A 21,007-nucleotide genomic window follows, 5' to 3' on the forward strand; every position below is an offset into this window, starting at 1 on the left:
AGCTTCCCGCTAGCGCGTCATCGAGCGAATGACCGAATCGCAGACGCCGCGGCAGCAAAGCCCGCGCATGCCGCCAGTGAATCGCACGAAGGCTAGCGCTTCTTTGCCGGCTTCGCCCCGCCCAGGCTCGGCACCTTGCGGATCGGCTTGACGTTGGGCTTCTCGCTTTCGTCGAACCAGTTGCCCAGATGAATGCGGCCTTTGCCGGTGGCGGTCTTGGGCTTCTTCGGTTTCTTCGGCTTCTTGATGATCTGGCCACCGGGTTGGGTGGTCGGCACGCGGTGATCGGGAACGAAGCCCGGCTCGTCATGGCGCGGCAGTACCTGGCCGATCAGCGTCTCGATGGCTGCCAGTTGGTCGACTTCATCCGCAGCCACCAGCGAGACCGCCTCGCCGGTGGCACCAGCGCGTCCGGTACGGCCGATACGGTGTACATAGTCTTCGGCGATGATCGGCAGGTCGAAGTTGACCACCTGCGGCAGGTCATGGATATCCAGTCCACGCGCGGCCACGTCGGTGGCTACCAGCACCTGCACCTCGCCCGCCTTGAAGCGCTCCAGTGCGCGCAGTCGCGAGGCCTGTGGCTTGTCGCCGTGGATCGCGTCGCTGGATATGCCGGCGGCCTGAAGTTCGTCGACCAGCTGATCGACGCCTTTGCGCGTCTTGACGAAGACCAGCGCCTGGCCCCATCGCCGGTCCGCCAGCAGATGCAGGAACAGCTCGGACTTGCGTTTCTTGTCCACCGGCACCAGCCATTGCTTGACTGTCTTGGCGGCGGCGTTGCGTGGGTTGACCTCGATCGACAGGGGGTCGCGCAGCAGCTTCTGCGCCATCTGCCGAATCGCGTCGGAGAAGGTCGCGGAGAACATCAAGGTCTGGCGCTTCTTCGGCAGCGCGCTGAACAGCGCGTCCAATTCCTCCGAGAAGCCGAGGTCGAGCATACGGTCGGCCTCGTCCAGCACCAGGGTCTGCACCTGGCCGAACTTAACCGCGTTCTGGCGATAAAGGTCGAGCAACCGGCCCGGCGTCGCCACCAGCACGTCGATGCCTTTGCGCAGAGCCATCATCTGCGGGTTGAGGCTGACCCCGCCGTAAACCGCATAGCTGCGCAGCGGCAAGTTCTGGCCGTAGGCGCGGAAGCTCTCATGCACCTGCTCAGCCAGCTCACGGGTGGGCACCAGAACCAAGGCGCGAATCGAGTTGCTCGCCACTTGCGGTCCTTCATGCAGCAACCGTTGCAGCAGCGGCAGGGCGAAACCGGCGGTCTTGCCGGTGCCGGTCTGCGCCGCGGCCATCAGGTCACGGCCTTTGAGCACGGCCGGAATGGCCTTGGCCTGAATCGGCGTCGGCTGGGTGTAGTCGAGGGATTCGAGAGTGCGCAGCAGCGGATCGATCAGGCCCAGGGAGGCGAAGGTCATGGCGAAAACCGGGAGTACGAAAACGAGGTGCGCAGTTTACTCGGAATGGAAGCTGGAAGCTGGAAGCTGGAAGCTGGAAGCCAAGCGTAGGGTGGATGTCGCTTCCTACATCCACCGCAACACTGCTCGCCGGGTCGGCAAAGCGTGACTGACCGAGAGCCGCTTCGGGTAAGACCGGCGAATGTAGCACCGGAGACAGTGTCGCTTTCGGTTCCATACCGCTAACCGCCACCTCTAACGTAACAGCAGCTTGCCTTCGATAGGCACGTAACGGCTGGCGGCACGAATCAGCGAGTTGGCCGTCAGACCGGGCGCACCATAGACCGTTGCCTCGGCGCCACCGGCGCGCACGCGATCGAGCAGCAGGTCGAAGTCACCATCGCCGGAGGCCAGCACCACCTCGTCGACATGCCCGGCGGTGTCCAGCACATCGATAGTGATTCCGACGTCCCAGTCGCCCTTGGCGGAGCCATCGCTGCGCTGGATATAGGGTTTGAGCCTCACTGTGAAACCCAGGTTGCGCAGGATCTGCTGGAACTGCTGTTGCTTGGAATCGCCCCGATCGATGGCATAGGCGTAGGCCTCGACGATCTCGCCACGGGCGCTGACCTCCGCCCACAGCGCAGCGTAGTTGAAGTGGCAGCCGTGAGCCTGGCGCACCGTGTAGTAGAGGTTCTGTACATCGGCAAACAGGGCGATCTTCTTCACGCGGCGACCCGAACGGTGGAAGGGTTGATCAGTATGGACGGCAATGTCGCGCATGTCGCCGCCCGCCTCCTTGGGCTAAAGTGCGCGCCTGTTTCTCCGAGAGTATCCCGACCGCGATGAATGTCCTGTCCATCCTCCGTGATGCCTGGTTCTTCTACTCCCGTAACCTGGCGTCCATCGCGCGGCTCTGCCTGCCGCTGATCGTGCTGGAAAGTTGCACCCGCCTGGCCGTCGAACATCTGCTCGGCAAGAATGTCCTTCCAGCGCAGGAATTGCTGGTCGGCATGGTTTTCTACCCGCTTTATATCGGCGCGCTGATCCTGTTTCTCGATGCCCGCAGCCGGGGTCATCACCCGCCGCTACGCGAGGTGGTAGCGCGAGCGCTGCCGTTATGGCCGCCGATGGCGGTGCTGGCCGGGCTGGGCACCCTGCTGATCATGCTCGGCGCGTCGCTATTCGTCCTGCCCGGGATCTGGGTGATGGTCAAGATCGCCTTTGCCGAATACTTGCTGGTGCTGCGTGGCCTGAGCCCGCTCGCGGCACTGAAGGAGAGCTTCCGGCAGACCCGCGATCACTTTTTCCTGGTGCTCGGCTGCATCCTCGCCGTGCTGCTGCCGCTGTGGCTGCTGGAAGCCTGGCTCGCCGCACAGTTTTGGGCCAGCGAGACGTCACCCAGCCTGCTGGCCGTGCTGGTCGACAGCGCCGTCGGGCTGGTGCAACTGCTGGCGACCGTGGTGCTGTTCCGCTGCTTCATGCTCTGCAGCGAGCCGGCCATCGGCCTTGATGAAAGAAATTGACCATCAGGGCGGCGCATGGCGATCCGCCGGGCTAGGCTTGGTGGCTCCATCCATACCGAGCGCTTCGCCATGGCCGACCAAAACCCCAGCATCCTGTCCCACGTCTCCCTCGGCAGCAATCGATTCGAGCAAGCTGCAAACTTCTATGACCAGGTCCTCGCGACCCTGGGCTGCAAGCGCATCATGGCCCATCCAGGCGCGATCGCCTGGGGCCGCGAATATCCGGAGTTCTGGCTGCAAACGCCGATAAACGGCCAAGCGGCCACCGTTGGCAACGGCACGCATATCGGCTTCTTCGCCGCAAGCAAGGCGTCGGTCGATGCCTTTCATCGCGCCGCCCTGGACGCCGGTGCAACGGACGAAGGCGCACCGGGGCCACGGGAAGAGTATGGCGAGCCCTACTACGGCTGCTTCGTGCGCGACCTCGACGGCCACAAGGTCGAGGCCGCCTTCTGGGACACGGCGTTGATGCAGTGACTGCACGGCAACACCTTGGTCGCCTAGCCGGTGCCGGTTGACGCCCGGGCACCGGCCAGCCGCGGCAGCAGCAAGTGCTCGAACAACCGCGGGAAGCAGCGCGCCACCAGCCGCGCGCGCCAGTCCAGATTGGACAACACCAGCAGCCGGCGCCGTCTCAGCGCTCCTTGATAGATCGACTCGGCGACATCCTGCGGCGATGCCACGCGCCCCACGGTCAGTACCGGCTGCGGTGCGGTGGATCCGTCGCCGACCAGCACGTTCTTGCGCAGATCGGTCGCGGTGTAACCGGGGCACACCAGCATCACGTTGACGCCGGTCTCGCTCAACTCACTGCGCAGGGTTTCGAACAGCCCATGCAGTGCGTGCTTGCTGGCGTTGTAGGCGCCTCGATCGGGTACCGGCGCGTACTGCGAAAGCGAGCTGAGCACGATGATCTGACCATCGCGCGCGATCAGGCTCGGCAGCGCGGCCTGGGTGCAATGCAGCGCACCATAGAAATTGACCGCCATGATCCGCTCGAACACCGCCAGGCTGGTTTCGGCGACGCGGCTGCGGTGAGTAATACCCGCATTGTTGACCAGCACGTCGATGCCGCCAAAGCGTTCCACCACCAGCGTAACGGCCTGCTGCACCGCCTTCGCATCCGAAACATCACAGCGCAGGCCAAGGGCATCGGCGTTGTGGTGATCGACCAGATGCTGAACCAGACCATCGATCGCATTCTGATCGAGATCGAAGATCACCACCCGCGCACCGGCCTGTGCCATCCGTTCGGTCAGAGCGCGACCTATCCCCGCGCAGCCCCCGGTGATCAGCACCACCTTGCGATCGAATACCTTGCTGGCGAAAACCTTGCGATACATGAACCACTCCACCTGAGCCTGATCGAGCACCAGAACCTGTCGGCCATGGCGCCATTCATGCTTTGAGCATAGTCGGCCCGTCGCCGAACCGCGGCTGCGCGAATGAGCGACACCGGGCGACTCGCGCCGCCGTGCCATTCTGGACAGTGAAGCCACTGGCCGCCATGCTTGGACGGTGCAACCACAAGGGGCAGTGAATTACCTTGAAGCCTTTACTTTGGATGTCTTTTGCGGCAGCTCTGACAGGTCCTTGCTTCGCCGAGTCCGGGCCTGAATCGTCACGAACCCTGACCGTTGGTTACTACGACTTTCCGCCGGCCATCTACACCGATGCGCAGGGTCGGCCGCAGGGGCCAGTGGTGAGCCTGGCGCGCAAGGTGCTCGAGCACGCCGGCTATCAGCCTAGATTTCGCGGGCTGCCCAGCGCACGCCTGTATGCGGCCCTGAAGGACGGCACCATCGATATCTGGCCCGGCGCGCCAGGCAAACCGGAGCTGCTGGCCGATACGCTAGAAGGGCGTGAAACCCTCGCGCAGATCAGTCTCAATCTCTACTATCGGGCCGACACACCACCACCCCAGATCCCGGAAGGTCTCGCTGGGCGCGGTGTCATCGTGATCGGTGGCTATAACTACTGGCCCGCGGTGAATAAGATGCTGCACGACCCGCAGCTGAACATTCGCCTACACCGCGCCAGCAACCACGCCTCGGCGCTGGAGATGCTGCAGCACCGGCGCGCCGACTATCTGCTCGATTATCAAATTCCAGTGCATCAAGCGCTGCAACGCCTCGGCATGCCGGCGCTGCCCTACGAGACCATCCACGAGATGCCGATTCGCTTCATCGTTTCGCGCCATGTCGATGACAGCCGAAACATCGTCGATGCACTGGATCGCTCCTATGCCGAGCTGGCGGCAGCCGGTGAAGACATGAGGCTGCCTGAATAAGGCGCGGCGCGCGAAACCGCCTCAGGTGCCTCGTGGCTTGGCGCGTGCGGTGGGTTCGGCGATCAGCGGGTTATCCGGCCAGTAATGCTTGGGATAACGGCCCTTGAGGTCTTTCTTCACCTCGGCGTAGGTGTTGGCCCAGAAGCTGGCCAGATCCTGGGTCACTTGCACCGGTCGCCGTGCCGGGGAAAGCAGGTGCAGCTTGACGACCTGGCGCCCTCCGGCGATGCGTGGCGTATCGGCCAGGCCGAACAGCTCCTGCAGGCGCACCGCTAGCACCGGTGGCGACTCGCTGTAGTCGAGCCGCACCCGCGAGCCCGACGGCACGACGATGGCCATCGGCGCCAGTTCGTCAAGGCGCTGCGGCAATGGCCAAGGCAACAGGGTCGAGAGCATGGCCTTGAGGTCCAGCTGGGCGAAATGCGCCAAACGGGAGACTTTGCCCAGGTACGGCAGCAACCAGTCCTCCAGCCGCTCGAGCAGCGCATCGTCGCTGACAGTCGGCCATTCACTGACGACGCCGGCATCCAGATCGATCCGCCTGAGCAACGCGATGCGCGCCTGCCACTGGCGCAGTTCCGGCGTCCAAGGCAGCAGCTCCAGACCCTTGCGCCGGACCAGCCCGAGCAGGGCACGGCCGCGCGCCTCGTCATCCAGCCCAGGCAATGGCTCACGACTCAGGATCAGCTCGCCAACGCGTCGCTGCCGCTCGGCCCGCAATACGCCTTCGCGCTCGTCCCATTCCAGCTCGTCACGCACGCTGACCTGCTCGGCCAGCACCTCGTCGAACAACGTTGGATCCAGCGCGGCGGCGCGGTAGATGCGCTCTTCGCGCTGGCCCTGACGGCTGCCCAGTTCGGCGATCACCAGCCAAGGCTCCTTCATCAAGGCGTCCGGCTCGTCGAATACCGCCGCCCGACCGTTGGCCAAGCGGTACTCGCCGCCGCCCTCACGACGCTGTCGGGCGATCCGGTCGGGATAGGCGAACGCCAGCAGCGCGCCGTGCCAACGATGATCCGACGCATTCGCCGGCGCGGGCACCACCGGGCCACGCAGCAGGCTGCGAAACTGCCTAGCCAGCTGGCGCACCCGCTGGGCACCAGCATGCCGCCCCGCGCTGCCGTCGAGCAGCCCGAGACGCGTAGCGATATCCACGCCACCGCCGCGCTGGATATCACGCTCGACCAGCAAGGCAGCGAGATCCGCCGCCAGCGACGCGAGGCCCAGCGACTGCCCGCGCAACAGTAGGTGAGCGATCCGCGGATGCGCGGGCAGCTCGGCCATGGCCTGGCCGTGAGCGGTCAATCGCCAACCGCCACGGGCATTACGACTGAGCGCGCCGAGGCGCTGGAGCAGATCCTGCGCTTGGGCGTACGCAGCAGCCGGCGGCATATCCAGCCAGACCAGCTCATCCGACTCGACGCCCCAGCGCGCCAGTTGCAACGCGACGCCGGCCAGATCGGCCTGAAGAATTTCCGCGTCGCCATAAGCGGCCAGCTGTGCGTGCTGGTCTTCGGACCATAGGCGGTAGCAGGCACCAGGCTCCAGACGCCCCGCTCGACCGGCACGCTGCGTCGCCGACGCACGCGAAATACGGCGAGTTTCCAGACGCGTCATACCGCTACCCGGATCGAACCGCGGCACCCGCGCCAATCCGGCATCGACCACCACCCGTACGCCTTCGATGGTCAGGCTGGTCTCAGCGATGTTGGTCGCCAATACAACCTTGCGCTTGCCGGCAGGTGCCGGCTCGATGGCGGCCCGCTGGGCGGCCAGCTCGAGTTCACCATGCAAGGGGCAGAGCATCACCTCGCTTCGATCCGCCAACTGCTCGGCCAAGGTATCGTTCACTCGGCGGATTTCGGCCTGCCCGGGAAGGAACACCAGCACACTGCCGGACTCCTCATCCAGCGCTTGCAAAACCGTCTGCACCACTCGCAGCTCGATACGCTCGCCAGCCTGGAACGCCCGTCCCCAGCGTTGCACAACCGGGTACATGCGTCCTTCGCTGCGCACCACCGGCGCCTCATTCAGCAGGCTGGACAGCCGCGTACCTTCGAGGGTGGCGGACATCAACAACAACTTGAGCGGTTCATCGCGCAACAGCACACGTGCATTAAGCGTCAGTGCCAACGCCAGATCGGCGTCCAGACTGCGCTCGTGAAATTCATCGAAGATCACCAGTCCGACGCCCTCGAGCGCCGGGTCGTCCTGCAAGCGACGCGCAAGAATGCCTTCGGTGACCACTTCGATACGGGTATTCGGCCCGACCTTGCTTTCGAGCCGGATGCGATAGCCGACGGTTTCGCCGACCTTCTCGCCCAGCTCGCTGGCCAGCCGCTCGGCCGCTGCACGGGCAGCCAGACGCCGTGGTTCGAGCATCAGAATCGATAGCCCCTCCAGCCAGGGCTCGCCCAGCAGCGCCAGCGGCACGCGAGTGGTCTTGCCGGCACCGGGGGGTGCCTCGAGCACCGCCTCGTCACGGGTTAGCAGGGCCTGGCGCAGCGCCGGCAGGGCTTCATCGATGGGTAGGAGCAGCATGGGGACTCCGGATTTGAGCGCGGCATTATAGGGGACGATAAAAGCGCTGGCGGCTGAACGACGGCATCGTAGAACGACGACGCCGATGATCCACTCCCCACCCGGCAGGTTTCGTCAGCCCATAACGGGTGTAAACCTTGCGCGTTTACACTGCGCTGGCTCTGCGTGGGCCCCTGAACACTTAGGCGCAGAAGGCGGTCTGATGTCGAGAAAACATCACGCAGCCCTTGCGCGGCCCTTGTATAGTTGCGCCACTTTTTTCGGAGGTCTTATGCGTACTCGTTCCCGTGTCATCGGCGGCGTGCTGGCCGTCTCCCTATTCACCCAACTGGCGGCCTGCGGCACGCTGTTCTACCCGGATCGCCGCGGTCAGATAGACGGCCGTATCGACCCGGCCGTCGCGGTCCTCAATGCGGTGGGCCTGTTGTTTTACGTAATTCCCGGCCTGATCGCATTCGGCATCGATTTCGCCACTGGCGCCATCTACCTGCCCGACAACAGCTACTCCATGGCCCCGGAAAAACTCCAAGAAGCCATCGGTGCCGACGGCGTGATTGACCAGGCTAAGCTCAAAGCCATCATCGAAGCGGAAACCGGCCGCAGCCTGCCGCTGGACGATCCGCGCCTGATCCAGCACAACGGCAGCGTCGAGCAGTTGGCGGCGTTTGGATTGCGGCCCGCCGCCTGATGCAGCACACCCGCGAGCGCAAGGGCGTCAGCGCCGAACACGCGAGGCTGATGCGCCGCGCCACGCGGCTGGCGTTGGCCGTGGCGCTGACGCTGGCGGCCAGCAAGGCGCTGGCGTGGTGGCTGAGCGGTTCGGTCAGCCTACTGGCGGGCCTCACCGACTCCTTGTTGGACGGCGCCGCCTCGCTGCTCAACCTGCTGGCCGTGCAATACTCGCTGCGCCCGGCCGACGAGGATCATCGCTACGGCCACGGCAAGGCCGAGGCCCTTGCTGGGCTCGGCCAGGGCGCGTTCATCTCGGTCAGTGCGATCCTCGTCTGCGTGCAAGGCGTCGACCGCATGTTGCACCCCGAACCATTGGGCGCGCCGGCGCTGGGCATCGCGGTGATGCTGTTGTCGCTGGCGCTGACCGTGGCGCTATTGATGTATCAGCGCCACGTGGTGCGTGAAACCGGATCCACGGCGATCCGCGCCGACGCCCTGCACTACCGTTCGGACTTGCTGCTCAATACCAGTATCCTCGTCGCGCTGGTGCTGGCCGGCTACGGCTGGGAGCGCCTGGACGCCGTCTTCGGCATCGCCATAGCTCTCTACATCTTCTGGAGCGCGCTGAGCATCGTGCGCGAGGCCGGCGCGGTGTTGATGGATACCGAGCTGCCGCCGGAGATCAGCGAGGATATGCACCAGTTGGCCTGCGCAGTGCCCGGTGTGGTCGGTTGCCACGACCTGCGCACCCGTGTCTCTGGTACTCGCTGGTTCGTGCAGATGCATCTGGAGTTGCCGGGGCAGCTGCCGTTGATCGAGGCGCATGGGCTGTGCGATCGGGTCGAGGCGGCGATTCACGCCAAGTACCCGCGGGCCGAAGTGTTGGTGCATGCTGATCCGCTTGAGGTGGTTAGGGCGAAGGGGTAGCGCAGCGTGAGCGTGCGGGTGCGGCGTCTGGCAAAGGCGCTATACCGGTTACCGCGGACACCGCTAGCGATGGTTTCGCCCTGCTGGGCGAAACCAATGCCTCAGCCAACCCGGCCAACGGGCGTAGCCACGTGAACCCAAAGCCCAACAACTTCGCGGCCAAGGCCGCTCCCACAACAGCGCATACACAGCGGCTAGGAATCGCCTCAGCTCTTGGCCCCCAAACAAAACGCCAAAACGAAAAAGACCACGCCTGGGCGTGGTCTCTTCGATTCGTCGGGCCGATGATAACGGCTTCTTCTCGCAGCGCCTCGTGAGCGTTGGGGGCCCGGACCGTCGACCTGGGTAAGGCGTTCGGAGAACACGGCAGGATCGCGTGCCGTGTCTTTTCTGCCGGGGGCTGAAGTTAGATAAAGCTTACGCCCGCGCAACCGGCAAAAGTTTGCGAAGATTGCCCACAGATCCATCAGTTGCGCAATTACCTATCGCCACTGCATAGTTATCCGCAATCCAATAATGCGAGCCAACCTAAATGAGCAAACTCGACCGATACGACCTGCGCATCCTTGCCGAATTGCAGCACGACGCCCGCATCTCCAATCAGGATCTGGCCGAGCGCATCGGCCTGTCGCCCTCACCCTGCTCGCGGCGGGTGAAGCAACTCGAGGACGACGGCTACATCGCCCGCCAGGTCGCATTGCTGGATCGCAAGAAACTCGGCCTGACCCTGACCGCCTATGTGCTCATCGGCATGGATCGTCACACGCCGGAGCGCTTCGAGCACTTCGAAGGAGTCATCGGCAAGTGCCCGGAAGTGTTGGAGTGCAGCCTGGTGACAGGGATGGACGCCGACTACCAGCTCAAGGTCGTGGTGCCGGATATGGAGCACTATCAGGCCTTCCTGCTCGGCACCCTGACCCGCATCGAGGGTGTGTCGAGCGTGCGGTCGAGCTTCGTCCTGAGGCAAGTGTCGTCAAGCACGGAGCTGCCGCTGGAGCACCTGCGCAGCTGAGACCGGATGCCGCTGACAGGCCGCGTGGCGGCCTGGTTGGCGTATACTCGGCGCCGCCTTGCTATGCCCCGCGCGTCATAAAAACGAGCCCTGCTCAGCCAACAATAGCCCGCCCGTTGTCATAGCCGTTGTCGTTACTAGCCACGCGGAGCGCTCGATGGAACCCGAAGTATTCGAAAAGTGGATGATGATCGTCCTGGTCGGAGGCCTGATGGCCTTCATGGCGTTCATCATCTGGGACCTGGCCAAGAAGTCTAAAGCTGGACGCCTCGGCACGGCGATTCTGTTCCTGGGCCTTGGCCTTTGCTTGTTCGCTTTTCTCGCCAAGCCGATCATCGGCTACATCATCGAGGTTTCGCAGGGCATCCCGCACTGATGCGGTGAGGCGGCCGGCGCCTCACAAGCGCGCCGGCACTTCCCGCCATTCCCCTGGTTGCAGGCCGTCCAGCGACCAGGGCCCGATCCTGACCCGCACCAGCCGCAGCGTCGGCAGCCCGACCGCCGCCGTCATCCTTCGTACCTGACGGTTACGCCCCTCCCTGATTACCAGCTCCAGCCAAGAGGTCGGCACGCTCTTGCGAAAGCGCACCGGCGGATTTCGTGGCCATAACACCGGCTCTTCCAATGCCCGAGCCTCCGCGGGCAGCGTCATGCCGTCGTTGAGTTCGACACCGTCGCGCAGACGGCGCAACTGCTCGGCGCTCACCTCGCCCTCCACCTGCACCCAGTAAGTCTTTGCCAGCTTGTGTTTGGGATCGGCGATGCGCGCCTGCAGCTGGCCATCGTTGGTCAGCAGCAGCAACCCCTCACTGTCGCGGTCCAGACGCCCGGCCGGGTACACGCCCGGCACCGGCACGAAGTCCTTGAGGGTGGTACGGCCATCGGCATCGTTGAACTGCGTGAGCACGTCGAATGGCTTGTTCAACAGCAGCAGACGCGACTCGGCAGGCGGCGGCTTGGCGACTCGACGGGGCTGGCTACGCGCTGCAGCGGTGCGTGGTGGGCGGGGACGACGCGACATGAAGGCTTCCTGTGCAGGCCGGTCATGCTAGGGCGACGGGGCGATCCCCGCAAGCAGCCGCGCTCGGCTTCGCCGGCTCAGCCACCGGCAACTTCGAAGCCATTTCGCACCACATGCGTGCAACACGCTGCCCCACATCGCGTCGGTCGCCCCATTTTCGTACCCACAGAGCCCAGTCCGCATTTACGTATTACAGAGCGAACGACAGCGAGGCCTCGTGCCAGAGCGCTTCGAAGAAATTGGCATGGATGCTGCGATAGCGCTCCCTGTCCCAGAGAACCAACCCACAGTTGCGCATGGACAGCCAAGGAGCCACATACAATGAAACGCCGTCCCCTACTGAAGTCCACCCTCGCCGCCAGTGCCCTGATGCTCAGCGGCCTGTTCCCGTTCACCGTGCAGGCAGCCGAGACCATCAAGGTCGGCATTCTGCATTCGCTGTCCGGCACCATGGCTATTTCGGAAACATCTCTGAAAGACATGGCACTGATGACCATCGACGAGATCAACGCCAAGGGCGGCGTGCTCGGCAAGCAGCTCGAGCCAGTGGTGGTCGACCCGGCCTCCAACTGGCCGCTGTTCGCCGAGAAAGGCCGTCAGCTGCTGACTCAGGACAAGGTCGCGGTGACCTTCGGTTGCTGGACCTCGGTTTCGCGCAAATCCGTACTGCCGGTCTATGAAGAGCTCGACGGCCTGCTGTTCTACCCCGTCCAGTACGAAGGCGAAGAGCTGTCACCCAACGTCTTCTATACCGGCGCGGCGCCGAACCAGCAGGCCATCCCGGCCGTCGAGTACCTGATGAGCGAAGACGGCGGCAGCGCCGAGCGCTTCTTCCTGCTCGGTACCGATTACGTCTACCCACGCACCACCAACAAGATCCTGCGTGCCTTCCTGATCAGCAAAGGCGTGCCGGAATCGAACATCGAAGAGGTGTATACCCCGTTCGGCCACAGCGATTACCAGACCATCGTCGCCAACATCAAGAAGTTCTCCGCCGGCGGCAAGACGGCGGTGGTCTCGACCATCAACGGCGACTCCAACGTGCCGTTCTACAAGGAGCTGGCCAACCAGGGCCTGGACGCCACTGACGTTCCGGTCGTCGCCTTCTCGGTCGGCGAAGAAGAGCTGCGCGGCATCGACACCAAACCGCTGGTCGGTCACCTGGCGGCCTGGAACTACTTCCAGTCGGTAGAAAACCCGGTCAACGAAGCGTTTGTCAGCAAGTGGAAGGCCTACGCCAAGGAAAAGGGCCTGCCGGGCGCTGACAAGGCCGTAACCAACGACCCGATGGAAGCCACCTACGTTGGCATTCACATGTGGGCGCAGGCGGTCGAGAAAGCCGGCACCACCGAGGTTGGCAAGGTACGCGATGCCCTTGCTGGCCAGACCTTCGAAGCGCCGAGCGGCTACACCCTGACCATGGACGAAAAGAACCACCACCTGCACAAGCCGGTGATGATCGGTGAAGTCCAGGATGACGGGCAGTTCTCGGTGGTCTGGGAAACCGAAAGCCCGGTCCGCGCCCAGCCGTGGAGCCCCTACATCCCAGGCAACGACAAGAAGCCGGACCATGCGGTGAAGTCGAACTGAGGATGGACGTTTTGGTGGATGGATGAAGCGCCGACTCCGCGTCCCGATCCACCCTACGTTCGCTCGCTTTCGTAGGGTGGATGGGCCTTTTTTCATCCACCTGTCGACCACCGCCAGCTCCACCAAGAGAGCACCGGGGTCCCTGGGGAATGCCTAAATGAACACTGCCCTGTACCGAATTTTTCTGCTGCTCCTGCTGGCCCTGCCCTGGGCAGCCCACGCCGGTGACGCGGCCGACTACGCCAAGGCGAGCCCGGCCAAACAGGCCAAGCTGCTGGAAGCCTGGGCCATCGCGCCCGCTCCGGAGCGGCTGCCGCTGATCGAAGCCCTGCGCGCCAGCCGCGTGGTGATCGATAGGAACAAGACGCCCTTTATCGAGGAGAACGGTGATCTCCGCGCCCTCGAAGGCGACGCCCAACCCGTCGGGACGCCTAAGAAGCTACGTTTGAACAACCGCTTGCGCGGCCTGCTCAACACGGCACTGGCCAGCCATCAGCTGTTCGCTGACGATCCGGCGCAGCGCCTCACGGCGGCCAAGCGTCTGCAGCGCAGCGGCAAACCCGAGCAGCTGCCCTTGCTCGAACAGCGCCTGCAAGCCGAAGACGACCCGGCCGTGCGCGAAGCGCTCACGCTCACCCTGGCCAACCTGCAGCTGACCGCGGGCGACCCGGCCGTGCGCCTGGCCGCCGTGCGTCTGCTCGGTGAGACCGGTGCGCCACTGGCCCGGGTGCGGCTGGAAAACCTGCTCGCCGATGAGGCGGAAACCGACGCCAGCGTGCGCAAGGCGGCGGAGACCAGCCTGGCGCAGGTCAAGCGCAAGCTGCTGATCGGCGAACTGCTCGGCCAGGCATTCAGCGGCTTGTCATTGGGTTCGATTCTTCTGCTCGCCGCGCTGGGTCTGGCCATTACTTTCGGCCTATTGGGCGTGATCAACATGGCCCATGGCGAGATGCTGATGCTCGGCGCCTACACCACCTACATGGTGCAAGTGTTGATGGCTCGGCTCATGCCGGAAGCCCTGGCCTTCTACCCGCTGGTGGCGTTGCCCGTAGCCTTCTTCGTCACCGCGGCCATCGGCATGGCACTGGAACGCACGGTGATTCGCCACCTCTATGGCCGACCACTGGAAACCCTGCTGGCGACGTGGGGTATCAGCCTGATTCTTATCCAGCTGGTGCGCGTATTGTTCGGCGCGCAGAACGTCGAGGTCGCCAACCCTGGCTGGCTGTCAGGCGGTCTGCAGGTGCTGCCGAACCTGGTGCTGCCGTACAACCGCATGGTGATCATCGGCTTCGCACTGTTTGTGGTGCTGCTGACCTGGCTGCTGCTGAACAAGACTCGACTGGGCCTGAACGTGCGCGCGGTAACGCAGAACCGCAACATGGCCGCCTGCTGCGGCGTGCCCACCGGCCGCATCGACATGATGGCCTTCGGGCTGGGCTCCGGGATCGCCGGGCTCGGCGGCGTGGCCTTGAGCCAGATCGGCAACGTCGGCCCGGACCTCGGCCAGGGCTACATCATCGACTCCTTTCTCGTCGTCGTTCTCGGCGGCGTCGGCCAGTTGGCCGGCAGCATCTTCGCCGCCTTTGGTCTCGGCATCGCCAACAAGATCCTCGAGCCACAGATCGGCGCCGTGCTGGGCAAGATCCTGATCCTCGCGTTGATCATCCTGTTCATCCAGAAGCGCCCGCAGGGGCTGTTCGCCCTCAAGGGGAGGGTCATCGATTGAACCAGCCACTCGCCATCACCGCCGCGCAAAAAGCCGGCCCGACGCTGACCGCCGCCGCGCTGGGCGTGGTGCTCGTCATCCTGCTGGCCATGCCGTTGCTGCACCTGCTGCCTGCGGACAACGCCTTTCACGTCTCGGCCTACACCCTGACGCTGGTCGGCAAGATCCTCTGCTATGCCATCGTCGCCCTGGCGTTGGATCTGGTCTGGGGCTATGCAGGCCTGCTGTCGCTCGGCCACGGACTGTTCTTCGCGCTCGGCGGCTACGCCATGGGCATGTACCTGATGCGTGAAAGCGCAGGCGACGGGCTGCCCGCCTTCATGAGCTTTCTCGCCTGGACCGAGCTGCCCTGGTACTGGTACGGCACGTCGAGCTTTCTCTGGGCGATGTGCCTGGTGGTGCTGGCGCCGGGGCTGCTGGCGTTCGTCTTCGGCTTCTTCGCCTTTCGTTCGAGGATCAAGGGTGTGTACTTCTCGATCATGACCCAGGCGCTGACCTTCGCCGGCATGCTCTTATTCTTCCGCAACGAAACCGGTTTCGGCGGCAACAACGGCTTCACCGACTTCAAGACCATTCTCGGCTTCTCGATCTCGGCCCCGGCCACCCGCGCCACGCTGTTCCTGGCCACCGTTGCCCTGCTCGCGGGCAGCCTATTCCTCGGCTGGCGGCTGGCGCGCAGCAAGTTCGGCCGTGTGCTGACCGCGCTGCGCGATGCAGAAAACCGCCTGATGTTCTGCGGCTACGATCCGCGCGGCTACAAGCTGTTCATTTGGACGCTGTCCGCCGTGCTCTGCGGCCTGGCCGGTGCGCTCTACGTGCCCCAGGTCGGCATCATCAATCCCAGCGAAATGGCGCCGACGCAATCGATCGAAGCCGCCGTCTGGGTCGCCCTGGGCGGGCGCGGCACCTTGATCGGGCCGTTGCTGGGCGCCGGCATCGTCAACGGCATGAAGAGCTGGTTCACCGTGGCCTTCCCCGAGTATTGGCTGTTCGCCCTGGGCGCGCTGTTCATCGTCGTCACCCTGTACCTGCCGAAAGGCGTGATCGGATTACTGCGCCGGAGGGGCGAACCATGAAAACCGCACCCGTACCCGAACTGATCGAACCGGTTGACACCGCTGCCGATGGCGGTAGCGGCCGCGATGCCATTGGCCTCGGCCGTGTGAAGAGCGCCGGCCTCGATGCCCGTCACGGGACCATCCTCAGCCTGGAAGACATCAACGTCAGCTTCGACGGCTTCAAGGCGCTGACCAATCTCAGCCTCTACATCGGCGTCGGCGAGCTGCGCTGCATCATCGGCCCCAACGGCGCCGGCAAGACCACCATGATGGATGTCATCACCGGCAAGACCCGCCCGGACAGCGGCACGGCGTACTTCGGCGACACCCTCGACCTGACGCGCATGAGCGAGGTGGAAATCGCCCAATCCGGCATTGGCCGCAAGTTCCAGAAACCCACGGTGTTCGAGGCGCTCAACGTGTTCGAGAACCTCGAGCTGGCGCAGAAGACCGATAAGTCGGTGTGGGCCAGCTTGAAGGCCAAGCTCAAGGGCGAACAGAAGGACCGGATCGACGAGGTGCTGGCGACCATCCGCCTGGAGACCTCGCGCCACCGCCCGGCCGGGCTGCTGTCCCATGGCCAGAAGCAGTTTCTCGAAATCGGCATGCTGCTGATGCAGGACCCGCGACTGCTGCTGCTCGACGAGCCGGTCGCCGGCATGACCGATGCCGAAACCGAGTTCACCGCCGAGCTGTTCAAGAGCCTGGCGCGCAAGCACTCGCTGATGGTGGTCGAGCACGACATGGGCTTCGTCGACACCATCGCTGACCACGTCACCGTGCTGCATCAAGGCCAGGTGCTGGCCGAAGGCTCGCTCGAAACCGTGCAGAACGATGAGCGGGTGATCGAGGTGTATCTGGGGCGGTGATTGATTCGGAGGTTGGATGGCGCCCTTCGCATCACCCAGGACATCCATGGTGGATGGGTGAAGCGTCATCCACCCTACGGCCGCCGAACGTCCACGCCCGCATCAACGCAAACCTAATCGTAGGGTGGATAACGCCAGAGGCTTATCCACCAAAGTGAAGGAGTCGCACATGCTGCAAGTCCAGCAACTGCACCAATACTACGGCGGCAGCCATATCCTGCGCGGCCTTTCATTTGACGCCAAAATTGGCGAAGTGACTTGCCTGCTCGGCCGCAACGGTGTCGGCAAGACCACCCTGCTCAAGTGCCTGATGGGCCTGATCCCGGCCAAGGAAGGCGCGGTGAACTGGGAAGGCAAGCCGATCACCGGTTTCAAACCGCACCAGCGCGTGCATGCCGGCATCGCTTACGTGCCGCAGGGGCGCGAAATTTTCGGTCGGCTCACCGTCGAAGAGAATCTACTGATGGGCCTGTCCCGCTTCAGCGCCAAGGAAGCCAAGGAAGTGCCCGAATTCATCTACGAGCTGTTCCCGGTGCTGAAAGAGATGAAGCACCGCCGCGGCGGTGACCTCTCCGGCGGCCAGCAACAGCAACTGGCCATCGGTCGTGCGCTGGCAAGCAAACCGCGCCTGCTGATCCTCGACGAACCCACCGAAGGCATTCAGCCTTCGGTGATCAAGGAAATCGGCGTGGTAATCAAGAAACTCGCCGCCCGCGGCGACATGGCGATCCTGCTGGTGGAGCAGTTCTACGATTTCGCCGCCGAGCTGGCCGACCAGTACCTGGTGATGAGCCGCGGCGAAATCATCCAGCAAGGCCGTGGCGACACCATGGAAGCCGAAGGGGTACGCGGGCTGGTGGCGATTTAAGGCGCCGGTTGCACACGCCCCTCGCGGCCATAAACATAAAAAAGCCCCCGCACACGGCGGGGCTTGTAGAAGTTTCGTAGCGTCATCAGATCACGCGCGTGCCGCGTCCGATCAGCGGCTCATGCCGGCCAGCCGTTGCGAGATGGCTTGCATGCCTTGGCCCAGCTCACGCAGCGTGGCCGCATCACGCGCGCCCTCCTCGCTGGCGGTGTGAATACGCACCGCCAGCTCGTTGATCTCCTGGGTCACATGGCTTTGCTCTTGTGCGGCCACCGCGATCTGCTGCGCCCGCTGGACGATGTCGTCGAAGCTGGCCACCGTACTGCCGAGTGTGCCGGCCACGCCATCGGCCTGTTGCACGGCCTCGTGGGTACGCTGAGCACCGGCCTGCATGGTCGACACGGCCTGGGTCGAGGCCAGGCGTAGCTGGGTGATCATCTGCTGGATTTCGTTGGCCGAACTCTGGGTGCGCCCCGCCAGGGTGCGCACCTCGTCGGCCACCACCGCGAAGCCCCGTCCTTGCTCGCCTGCACGCGCGGCCTCGATGGCAGCGTTCAGCGCCAGCAGATTGGTCTGCTCGGAGATCGATTTGATGACATCCAGTACGCCACCGACCCGCTCGATATCCTCGCCCAGTTGTGTAATCGCCGCAGCGGCATGGTTGATGTCCCCGGCCAGGCCGCCGATCACTTCACTGTTGCGCTGTACCTGGCCCTGCCCCTGCTCGGCGGCAGACAACGACTGACGGGCCGTATCAGAACAATCTGTAGTGTTGTGAGCGACCTCGGCCGCGCTGGCCGACATTTCGGTGATGGCCGTCGCCAACAGGGTGTTGTCCTGGCGCTGAGCTTCGGCTCGATCGGCCAGCCCGACGGACAGCCGCGCCAGTTCATCGGCCTGGCGCTCGAGACTCGCCGACTCGTCGCCAATGCGCCGCAGCATGTCGCGCAACGAACCGGCATAGCGGTTGACCGCGCCACGCAGAGCGCCGAGCTCGTCGGCACGACGAACCTCCAGTTGCGCGTCGTCACGCCCGCCGCCCTGCCCGAGTCGCTCGATCTGCCCGGTGGTTTCTTCCAGTTGCGCCAGCAGGCGCTTGCCCGCGAGCCAAGCGAGGCCGAGCAACACGGCCAGAAGCGGAAGCAGGAGCAGCAGGATTTGCGTGGTCAGCTCATTGGCGAGCCCGGTGACGTTCGCCTCCGGGGTCACCAGCCCGACACGCCAGCCAGTGCCCTCCATGGTTTCCAGCGTCACATACGCCGGGCCGCCCACCCGGCCGTCGTGCTCGAGATGCAGCGTCGTATCACCCCCACCCTGAGCGGCGACCGCGTCGGCAACGGGCTTGAGCCAAGGTTGCTCGCGCACCCGATCGGTCAGCGTGGGTAAGCCACCATTGGCCTTGGCGCCCGGGAAAAACAGCAGGTTGCCGGCCTGGTCGACCGCGAAGGCGTAACCGCCGGTCACGCCCCCGTTGGCATCTAGGAAACTGGCCAAACCGTCGAGTTTGAGATCGAGGGTGGCCACGCCCGCGAACGAGCCGCTGCGCTTATAGGGCACGCTGCAGGTGGTCATGGCCACACCGCTGACCGCATCCAGGTAGCCGTCCGACCAGACACAACGCCCAGGCGTCGCCGCGCGGGCACCGCTGTACCAGGACTCGCCGTGGTAGGCCGGCGTCTGCGCCGCGTTGTAGTCGTCCGAATAATCGAGCCCGCCGCCGCCGCTGCGTGCCCAGAAGAAGCTGCGTCGCTCGACACCCGGCGCGAAGGCGCTCGGCTCCGGCCACAGCCCACCGCCGGCGATGGCTACATCGCCCTGGCTGTCGATCAGGTTGGGTAGCACCGACATCGCCAGCGACTCGTCATTGGGCATGGTTTCAGCCAGGTGCGCCATGGCCGCAGTGGTCCCTTCGATGCGGCTGAGCTGCAAGGCCAACTGTCGGGCCAGGGCGCTGGCCGATTGTTCGGCGGCGGCAGTGCCGGTGGCAACGAGCCGGGGTTTGCCACCCAGGGTCATAACCGCAAAGATCGCCAGCGCGGTGAACATCAACAGGACGAGAACGCCCAACGTCATCCGCGAGGCGATCCGGGTAGGAAGAAAGGACATGCGACAACTCCACAACAGAACTTCGTAGTGGAGCGTTACGGCCGCTTTCCAATTGCATTGAGCGGAAAAGCCTGGGATGCGACCAGCGGTTCATCCAGCAACGGACTTGTTCGGCAAATCGCACATCACGAATGAAAGCAGGCACCTCGGTGTCGGCAGCCTGGTGCCAGACGCGGCGGCAAAACCGACCGCATCAGTGCCCTTCCCAGGCAAGGCGAAGGGCCACGCCTGGAACGCATTAGCGAGGCATCACTCTCCGATCTCCTTGCGGACGATCTTGCCGCCCTCCACCACGGCCATGGTGGTCGGCGTGATGAAGCCGCCGTTTTCGGTCATGCCTTGAACCGAGTAGAGGTTGTACTTCGGATCCATGGTCGTCAGCGCCTCGCCCATCTTTGCCCGTACCTGTTGCGGCTCGGTGCTACCCGCCAGTTCCATGGCCTTGGCTAGCGCATGGAAGGCCAGATAGTTGTAGGCAGCCTCCGAGCCCGGCACTTTGCCGTGCGCCTTCTGATAGCGATCGATGAAGACCTTGGCCACCTCGCTGTCGTACTCGGAAAGCGGCACGACACCCACGGAGCCGTCCAGCAGTTCCAAGCCGCCGGTCACTATCGCGATCTCGTCGAGCTTGGCCTGGTCCATGACGATAAAGCCGCCCTGGAAGCCCAGCTGACGCGCCTGTTGCATGACTAGGCCGGTGGGCTCGGAAGCGCCACCGACGAACATCACGTCCGGGTTCGAGGCGATCACCCGGCTGATACCGGTGTAGAAATCGGTCGACTTGTTGTAGTCCATGGGGTTGCTGGCAACGATCTCGCCGCCCTTCTGCTCCCAGGCCTTGGTCATCATGTCAGTCCAGATCTTGGCGTACTCGTGGGTAGCGCCCGCGATGCCGAGTTTCTTGCCGTAGTGCTTGAGGGCGTAGTCGGAGAACGCATCGACATAGCCGGTGAATTCCGGCGGAACGCGCACAGTCAGCGGATTGCCCTGCTGGGTGACCGAAGGCACGCTGGTGTAGGCCATGATCAGGAAATCGTCGGCGACGTTGAAGTCCTGCAGCGCGAACACCCCACCGGTATGCGGAACGAACACGGCGGCGGCGTTGGATTCCTTCACCAAACGCTTGGCGTTGGTGGCGGCCTGGCTCGGCGAGTATTTGTCATCCAGGCTGATGAGATTGACCTTATAGGTTTCGTCGCCGATCTTCAGGCCGCCGGCCTCGTTGGCATCATCGACCGCCATGCGCAGGCCGGACAGTGTGTTCTCGCCGTAGAGCGCAGCGCCGCCGCTGAGCGGGCCGGTGAAACCGATGGTCAGAGTCTGTTCGGCATGCACGCCGCCAGCCTGGGCCATGGTCAGGGTGGCAATCGCCAACCCAAGCGCTTTGAGCGTTTTCATTGT

19 protein-coding genes are annotated in these 21,007 nt (G+C 64.2%); 12 read left to right on the top strand and 7 right to left on the bottom strand.

Annotated features, from left to right (window positions below):
- Positions 1-92: 92 nt before the first annotated feature.
- Together MCB86_RS12225 and MCB86_RS12230 are read right to left on the bottom strand one after the other, a co-directional pair.
- Positions 93-1,418, bottom strand: a complete 1,326-nt coding sequence (locus MCB86_RS12225) for a DEAD/DEAH box helicase (RefSeq protein WP_239611103.1) — start codon at positions 1,416-1,418, stop codon at positions 93-95.
- A gap of 234 nt (positions 1,419-1,652) precedes the next feature.
- Positions 1,653-2,180, bottom strand: coding sequence for an NYN domain-containing protein (locus tag MCB86_RS12230; RefSeq protein WP_196298702.1), 528 nt, complete (start codon positions 2,178-2,180; stop codon positions 1,653-1,655).
- 62 nt (positions 2,181-2,242) lie between these two features.
- Here MCB86_RS12230 and MCB86_RS12235 point away from each other — a divergent pair, with 62 nt between their 5' ends.
- Positions 2,243-2,923 carry a YciC family protein gene (locus MCB86_RS12235; protein ID WP_239611104.1) on the top strand — a complete coding sequence of 227 codons (681 nt, stop codon included), beginning with the start codon at positions 2,243-2,245 and terminating at the stop codon, positions 2,921-2,923.
- A gap of 69 nt (positions 2,924-2,992) precedes the next feature.
- Positions 2,993-3,400 (top strand): VOC family protein, encoded by a 408-nt coding sequence (locus tag MCB86_RS12240; protein ID WP_045163763.1) that lies wholly within the window; start codon positions 2,993-2,995, stop codon positions 3,398-3,400.
- 23 nt (positions 3,401-3,423) lie between these two features.
- Here the strand turns inward: MCB86_RS12240 and MCB86_RS12245 are convergent, their stop codons facing one another.
- A complete protein-coding gene (locus MCB86_RS12245) occupies positions 3,424-4,266 on the bottom strand; it encodes an SDR family oxidoreductase (RefSeq protein WP_045163764.1) in 843 nt (280 codons plus the stop codon).
- 221 nt (positions 4,267-4,487) lie between these two features.
- On the opposite strand from MCB86_RS12245, the gene MCB86_RS12250 reads away from it, so the two are divergent.
- Positions 4,488-5,213 carry a transporter substrate-binding domain-containing protein gene (locus MCB86_RS12250; protein WP_080890659.1) on the top strand — a complete coding sequence of 242 codons (726 nt, stop codon included), beginning with the start codon at positions 4,488-4,490 and terminating at the stop codon, positions 5,211-5,213.
- 21 nt (positions 5,214-5,234) lie between these two features.
- Here the strand turns inward: MCB86_RS12250 and hrpB are convergent, their stop codons facing one another.
- Positions 5,235-7,754, bottom strand: a complete 2,520-nt coding sequence (hrpB, locus tag MCB86_RS12255) for an ATP-dependent helicase HrpB (protein WP_239611105.1) — start codon at positions 7,752-7,754, stop codon at positions 5,235-5,237.
- 271 nt (positions 7,755-8,025) lie between these two features.
- Here hrpB and MCB86_RS12260 point away from each other — a divergent pair, with 271 nt between their 5' ends.
- The 4 genes from MCB86_RS12260 to MCB86_RS12275 all read left to right on the top strand — a co-directional run bounded on the left by MCB86_RS12260 (position 8,026) and on the right by MCB86_RS12275 (position 10,741).
- Entirely contained in the window at positions 8,026-8,442 is a 417-nt protein-coding gene (locus tag MCB86_RS12260) for a hypothetical protein (protein WP_045163767.1), read from the top strand.
- Complete coding sequence (locus MCB86_RS12265; protein WP_239611106.1) at positions 8,442-9,353, top strand: cation diffusion facilitator family transporter; 912 nt, start codon at positions 8,442-8,444, stop codon at positions 9,351-9,353. The genes MCB86_RS12260 and MCB86_RS12265 overlap by 1 nt, the downstream gene beginning before the upstream one ends.
- A gap of 532 nt (positions 9,354-9,885) precedes the next feature.
- Complete coding sequence (locus MCB86_RS12270) at positions 9,886-10,365, top strand: Lrp/AsnC family transcriptional regulator (RefSeq protein WP_239611107.1); 480 nt, start codon at positions 9,886-9,888, stop codon at positions 10,363-10,365.
- Positions 10,366-10,522: 157 nt separating this feature from the next.
- On the top strand, positions 10,523-10,741 hold the full coding sequence (locus tag MCB86_RS12275) for a DUF2788 domain-containing protein (RefSeq protein ID WP_021210252.1): 219 nt from the start codon (positions 10,523-10,525) through the stop codon (positions 10,739-10,741).
- A gap of 21 nt (positions 10,742-10,762) precedes the next feature.
- Here MCB86_RS12275 and MCB86_RS12280 read toward each other — a convergent pair whose 3' ends face one another.
- Positions 10,763-11,386: a pseudouridine synthase gene (locus MCB86_RS12280; protein WP_045163771.1), complete on the bottom strand. Its 624-nt coding sequence runs from the start codon at positions 11,384-11,386 to the stop codon at positions 10,763-10,765.
- Positions 11,387-11,707: 321 nt separating this feature from the next.
- Between MCB86_RS12280 and urtA the strand changes: the two genes are divergently transcribed.
- The 5 genes from urtA (at position 11,708) to urtE (ending at position 17,500) form a co-directional block, all read left to right on the top strand.
- The gene (urtA, locus tag MCB86_RS12285; RefSeq protein WP_239611108.1) at positions 11,708-12,976 is read left to right on the top strand and encodes an urea ABC transporter substrate-binding protein; all 1,269 of its coding nucleotides are present in this window, start codon (positions 11,708-11,710) and stop codon (positions 12,974-12,976) included.
- Positions 12,977-13,133: 157 nt separating this feature from the next.
- Positions 13,134-14,705: an urea ABC transporter permease subunit UrtB gene (urtB, locus tag MCB86_RS12290; protein WP_239611109.1), complete on the top strand. Its 1,572-nt coding sequence runs from the start codon at positions 13,134-13,136 to the stop codon at positions 14,703-14,705.
- A complete protein-coding gene (urtC, locus tag MCB86_RS12295; protein WP_045163774.1) occupies positions 14,702-15,781 on the top strand; it encodes an urea ABC transporter permease subunit UrtC in 1,080 nt (359 codons plus the stop codon). Before urtB ends, urtC begins: the two co-directional genes overlap by 4 nt.
- The gene (gene urtD / locus MCB86_RS12300) at positions 15,778-16,632 is read left to right on the top strand and encodes an urea ABC transporter ATP-binding protein UrtD (protein WP_239611110.1); all 855 of its coding nucleotides are present in this window, start codon (positions 15,778-15,780) and stop codon (positions 16,630-16,632) included. Before urtC ends, urtD begins: the two co-directional genes overlap by 4 nt.
- Positions 16,633-16,801: 169 nt before the next feature.
- Entirely contained in the window at positions 16,802-17,500 is a 699-nt protein-coding gene (gene urtE / locus MCB86_RS12305) for an urea ABC transporter ATP-binding subunit UrtE (RefSeq protein ID WP_025243170.1), read from the top strand.
- Positions 17,501-17,611: 111 nt separating this feature from the next.
- On the opposite strand, the gene MCB86_RS12310 is transcribed toward urtE, so the two are convergent.
- Together MCB86_RS12310 and MCB86_RS12315 are read right to left on the bottom strand one after the other, a co-directional pair.
- Positions 17,612-19,606 carry a methyl-accepting chemotaxis protein gene (locus tag MCB86_RS12310; RefSeq protein ID WP_239611111.1) on the bottom strand — a complete coding sequence of 665 codons (1,995 nt, stop codon included), beginning with the start codon at positions 19,604-19,606 and terminating at the stop codon, positions 17,612-17,614.
- A gap of 249 nt (positions 19,607-19,855) precedes the next feature.
- The gene (locus tag MCB86_RS12315; RefSeq protein ID WP_045163778.1) at positions 19,856-21,004 is read right to left on the bottom strand and encodes an ABC transporter substrate-binding protein; all 1,149 of its coding nucleotides are present in this window, start codon (positions 21,002-21,004) and stop codon (positions 19,856-19,858) included.
- Positions 21,005-21,007: the final 3 nt, after the last annotated feature.

The organism is Pseudomonas sp. KSR10 (assembly GCF_022355455.1).
GTDB classification, from domain to species: Bacteria; Pseudomonadota; Gammaproteobacteria; order Pseudomonadales; family Pseudomonadaceae; genus Stutzerimonas; species Stutzerimonas stutzeri_E.

Bases quoted from the DNA above. Each gene is read 5' to 3' on its own strand.
- urtE (WP_025243170.1), top strand. From the start codon at position 16,802: ATGCTGCAAGTCCAGCAACTGCACCAATACTACGGCGGCAGCCATATC.
- hrpB (WP_239611105.1), bottom strand. From the start codon at position 7,754: ATGCTGCTCCTACCCATCGATGAAGCCCTGCCGGCGCTGCGCCAGGCC.
- MCB86_RS12310 (WP_239611111.1), bottom strand. From the start codon at position 19,606: ATGTCCTTTCTTCCTACCCGGATCGCCTCGCGGATGACGTTGGGCGTT.
- MCB86_RS12245 (WP_045163764.1), bottom strand. From the start codon at position 4,266: ATGTATCGCAAGGTTTTCGCCAGCAAGGTATTCGATCGCAAGGTGGTG.
- MCB86_RS12250 (WP_080890659.1), top strand. From the start codon at position 4,488: ATGTCTTTTGCGGCAGCTCTGACAGGTCCTTGCTTCGCCGAGTCCGGG.
- MCB86_RS12260 (WP_045163767.1), top strand. From the start codon at position 8,026: ATGCGTACTCGTTCCCGTGTCATCGGCGGCGTGCTGGCCGTCTCCCTA.
- MCB86_RS12315 (WP_045163778.1), bottom strand. From the start codon at position 21,004: ATGAAAACGCTCAAAGCGCTTGGGTTGGCGATTGCCACCCTGACCATG.
- urtD (WP_239611110.1), top strand. From the start codon at position 15,778: ATGAAAACCGCACCCGTACCCGAACTGATCGAACCGGTTGACACCGCT.
- MCB86_RS12235 (WP_239611104.1), top strand. From the start codon at position 2,243: ATGAATGTCCTGTCCATCCTCCGTGATGCCTGGTTCTTCTACTCCCGT.
- urtA (WP_239611108.1), top strand. From the start codon at position 11,708: ATGAAACGCCGTCCCCTACTGAAGTCCACCCTCGCCGCCAGTGCCCTG.
- MCB86_RS12275 (WP_021210252.1), top strand. From the start codon at position 10,523: ATGGAACCCGAAGTATTCGAAAAGTGGATGATGATCGTCCTGGTCGGA.
- MCB86_RS12225 (WP_239611103.1), bottom strand. From the start codon at position 1,418: ATGACCTTCGCCTCCCTGGGCCTGATCGATCCGCTGCTGCGCACTCTC.
- MCB86_RS12270 (WP_239611107.1), top strand. From the start codon at position 9,886: ATGAGCAAACTCGACCGATACGACCTGCGCATCCTTGCCGAATTGCAG.
- MCB86_RS12240 (WP_045163763.1), top strand. From the start codon at position 2,993: ATGGCCGACCAAAACCCCAGCATCCTGTCCCACGTCTCCCTCGGCAGC.
- MCB86_RS12280 (WP_045163771.1), bottom strand. From the start codon at position 11,386: ATGTCGCGTCGTCCCCGCCCACCACGCACCGCTGCAGCGCGTAGCCAG.
- MCB86_RS12265 (WP_239611106.1), top strand. From the start codon at position 8,442: ATGCAGCACACCCGCGAGCGCAAGGGCGTCAGCGCCGAACACGCGAGG.
- urtB (WP_239611109.1), top strand. From the start codon at position 13,134: ATGAACACTGCCCTGTACCGAATTTTTCTGCTGCTCCTGCTGGCCCTG.
- MCB86_RS12230 (WP_196298702.1), bottom strand. From the start codon at position 2,180: ATGCGCGACATTGCCGTCCATACTGATCAACCCTTCCACCGTTCGGGT.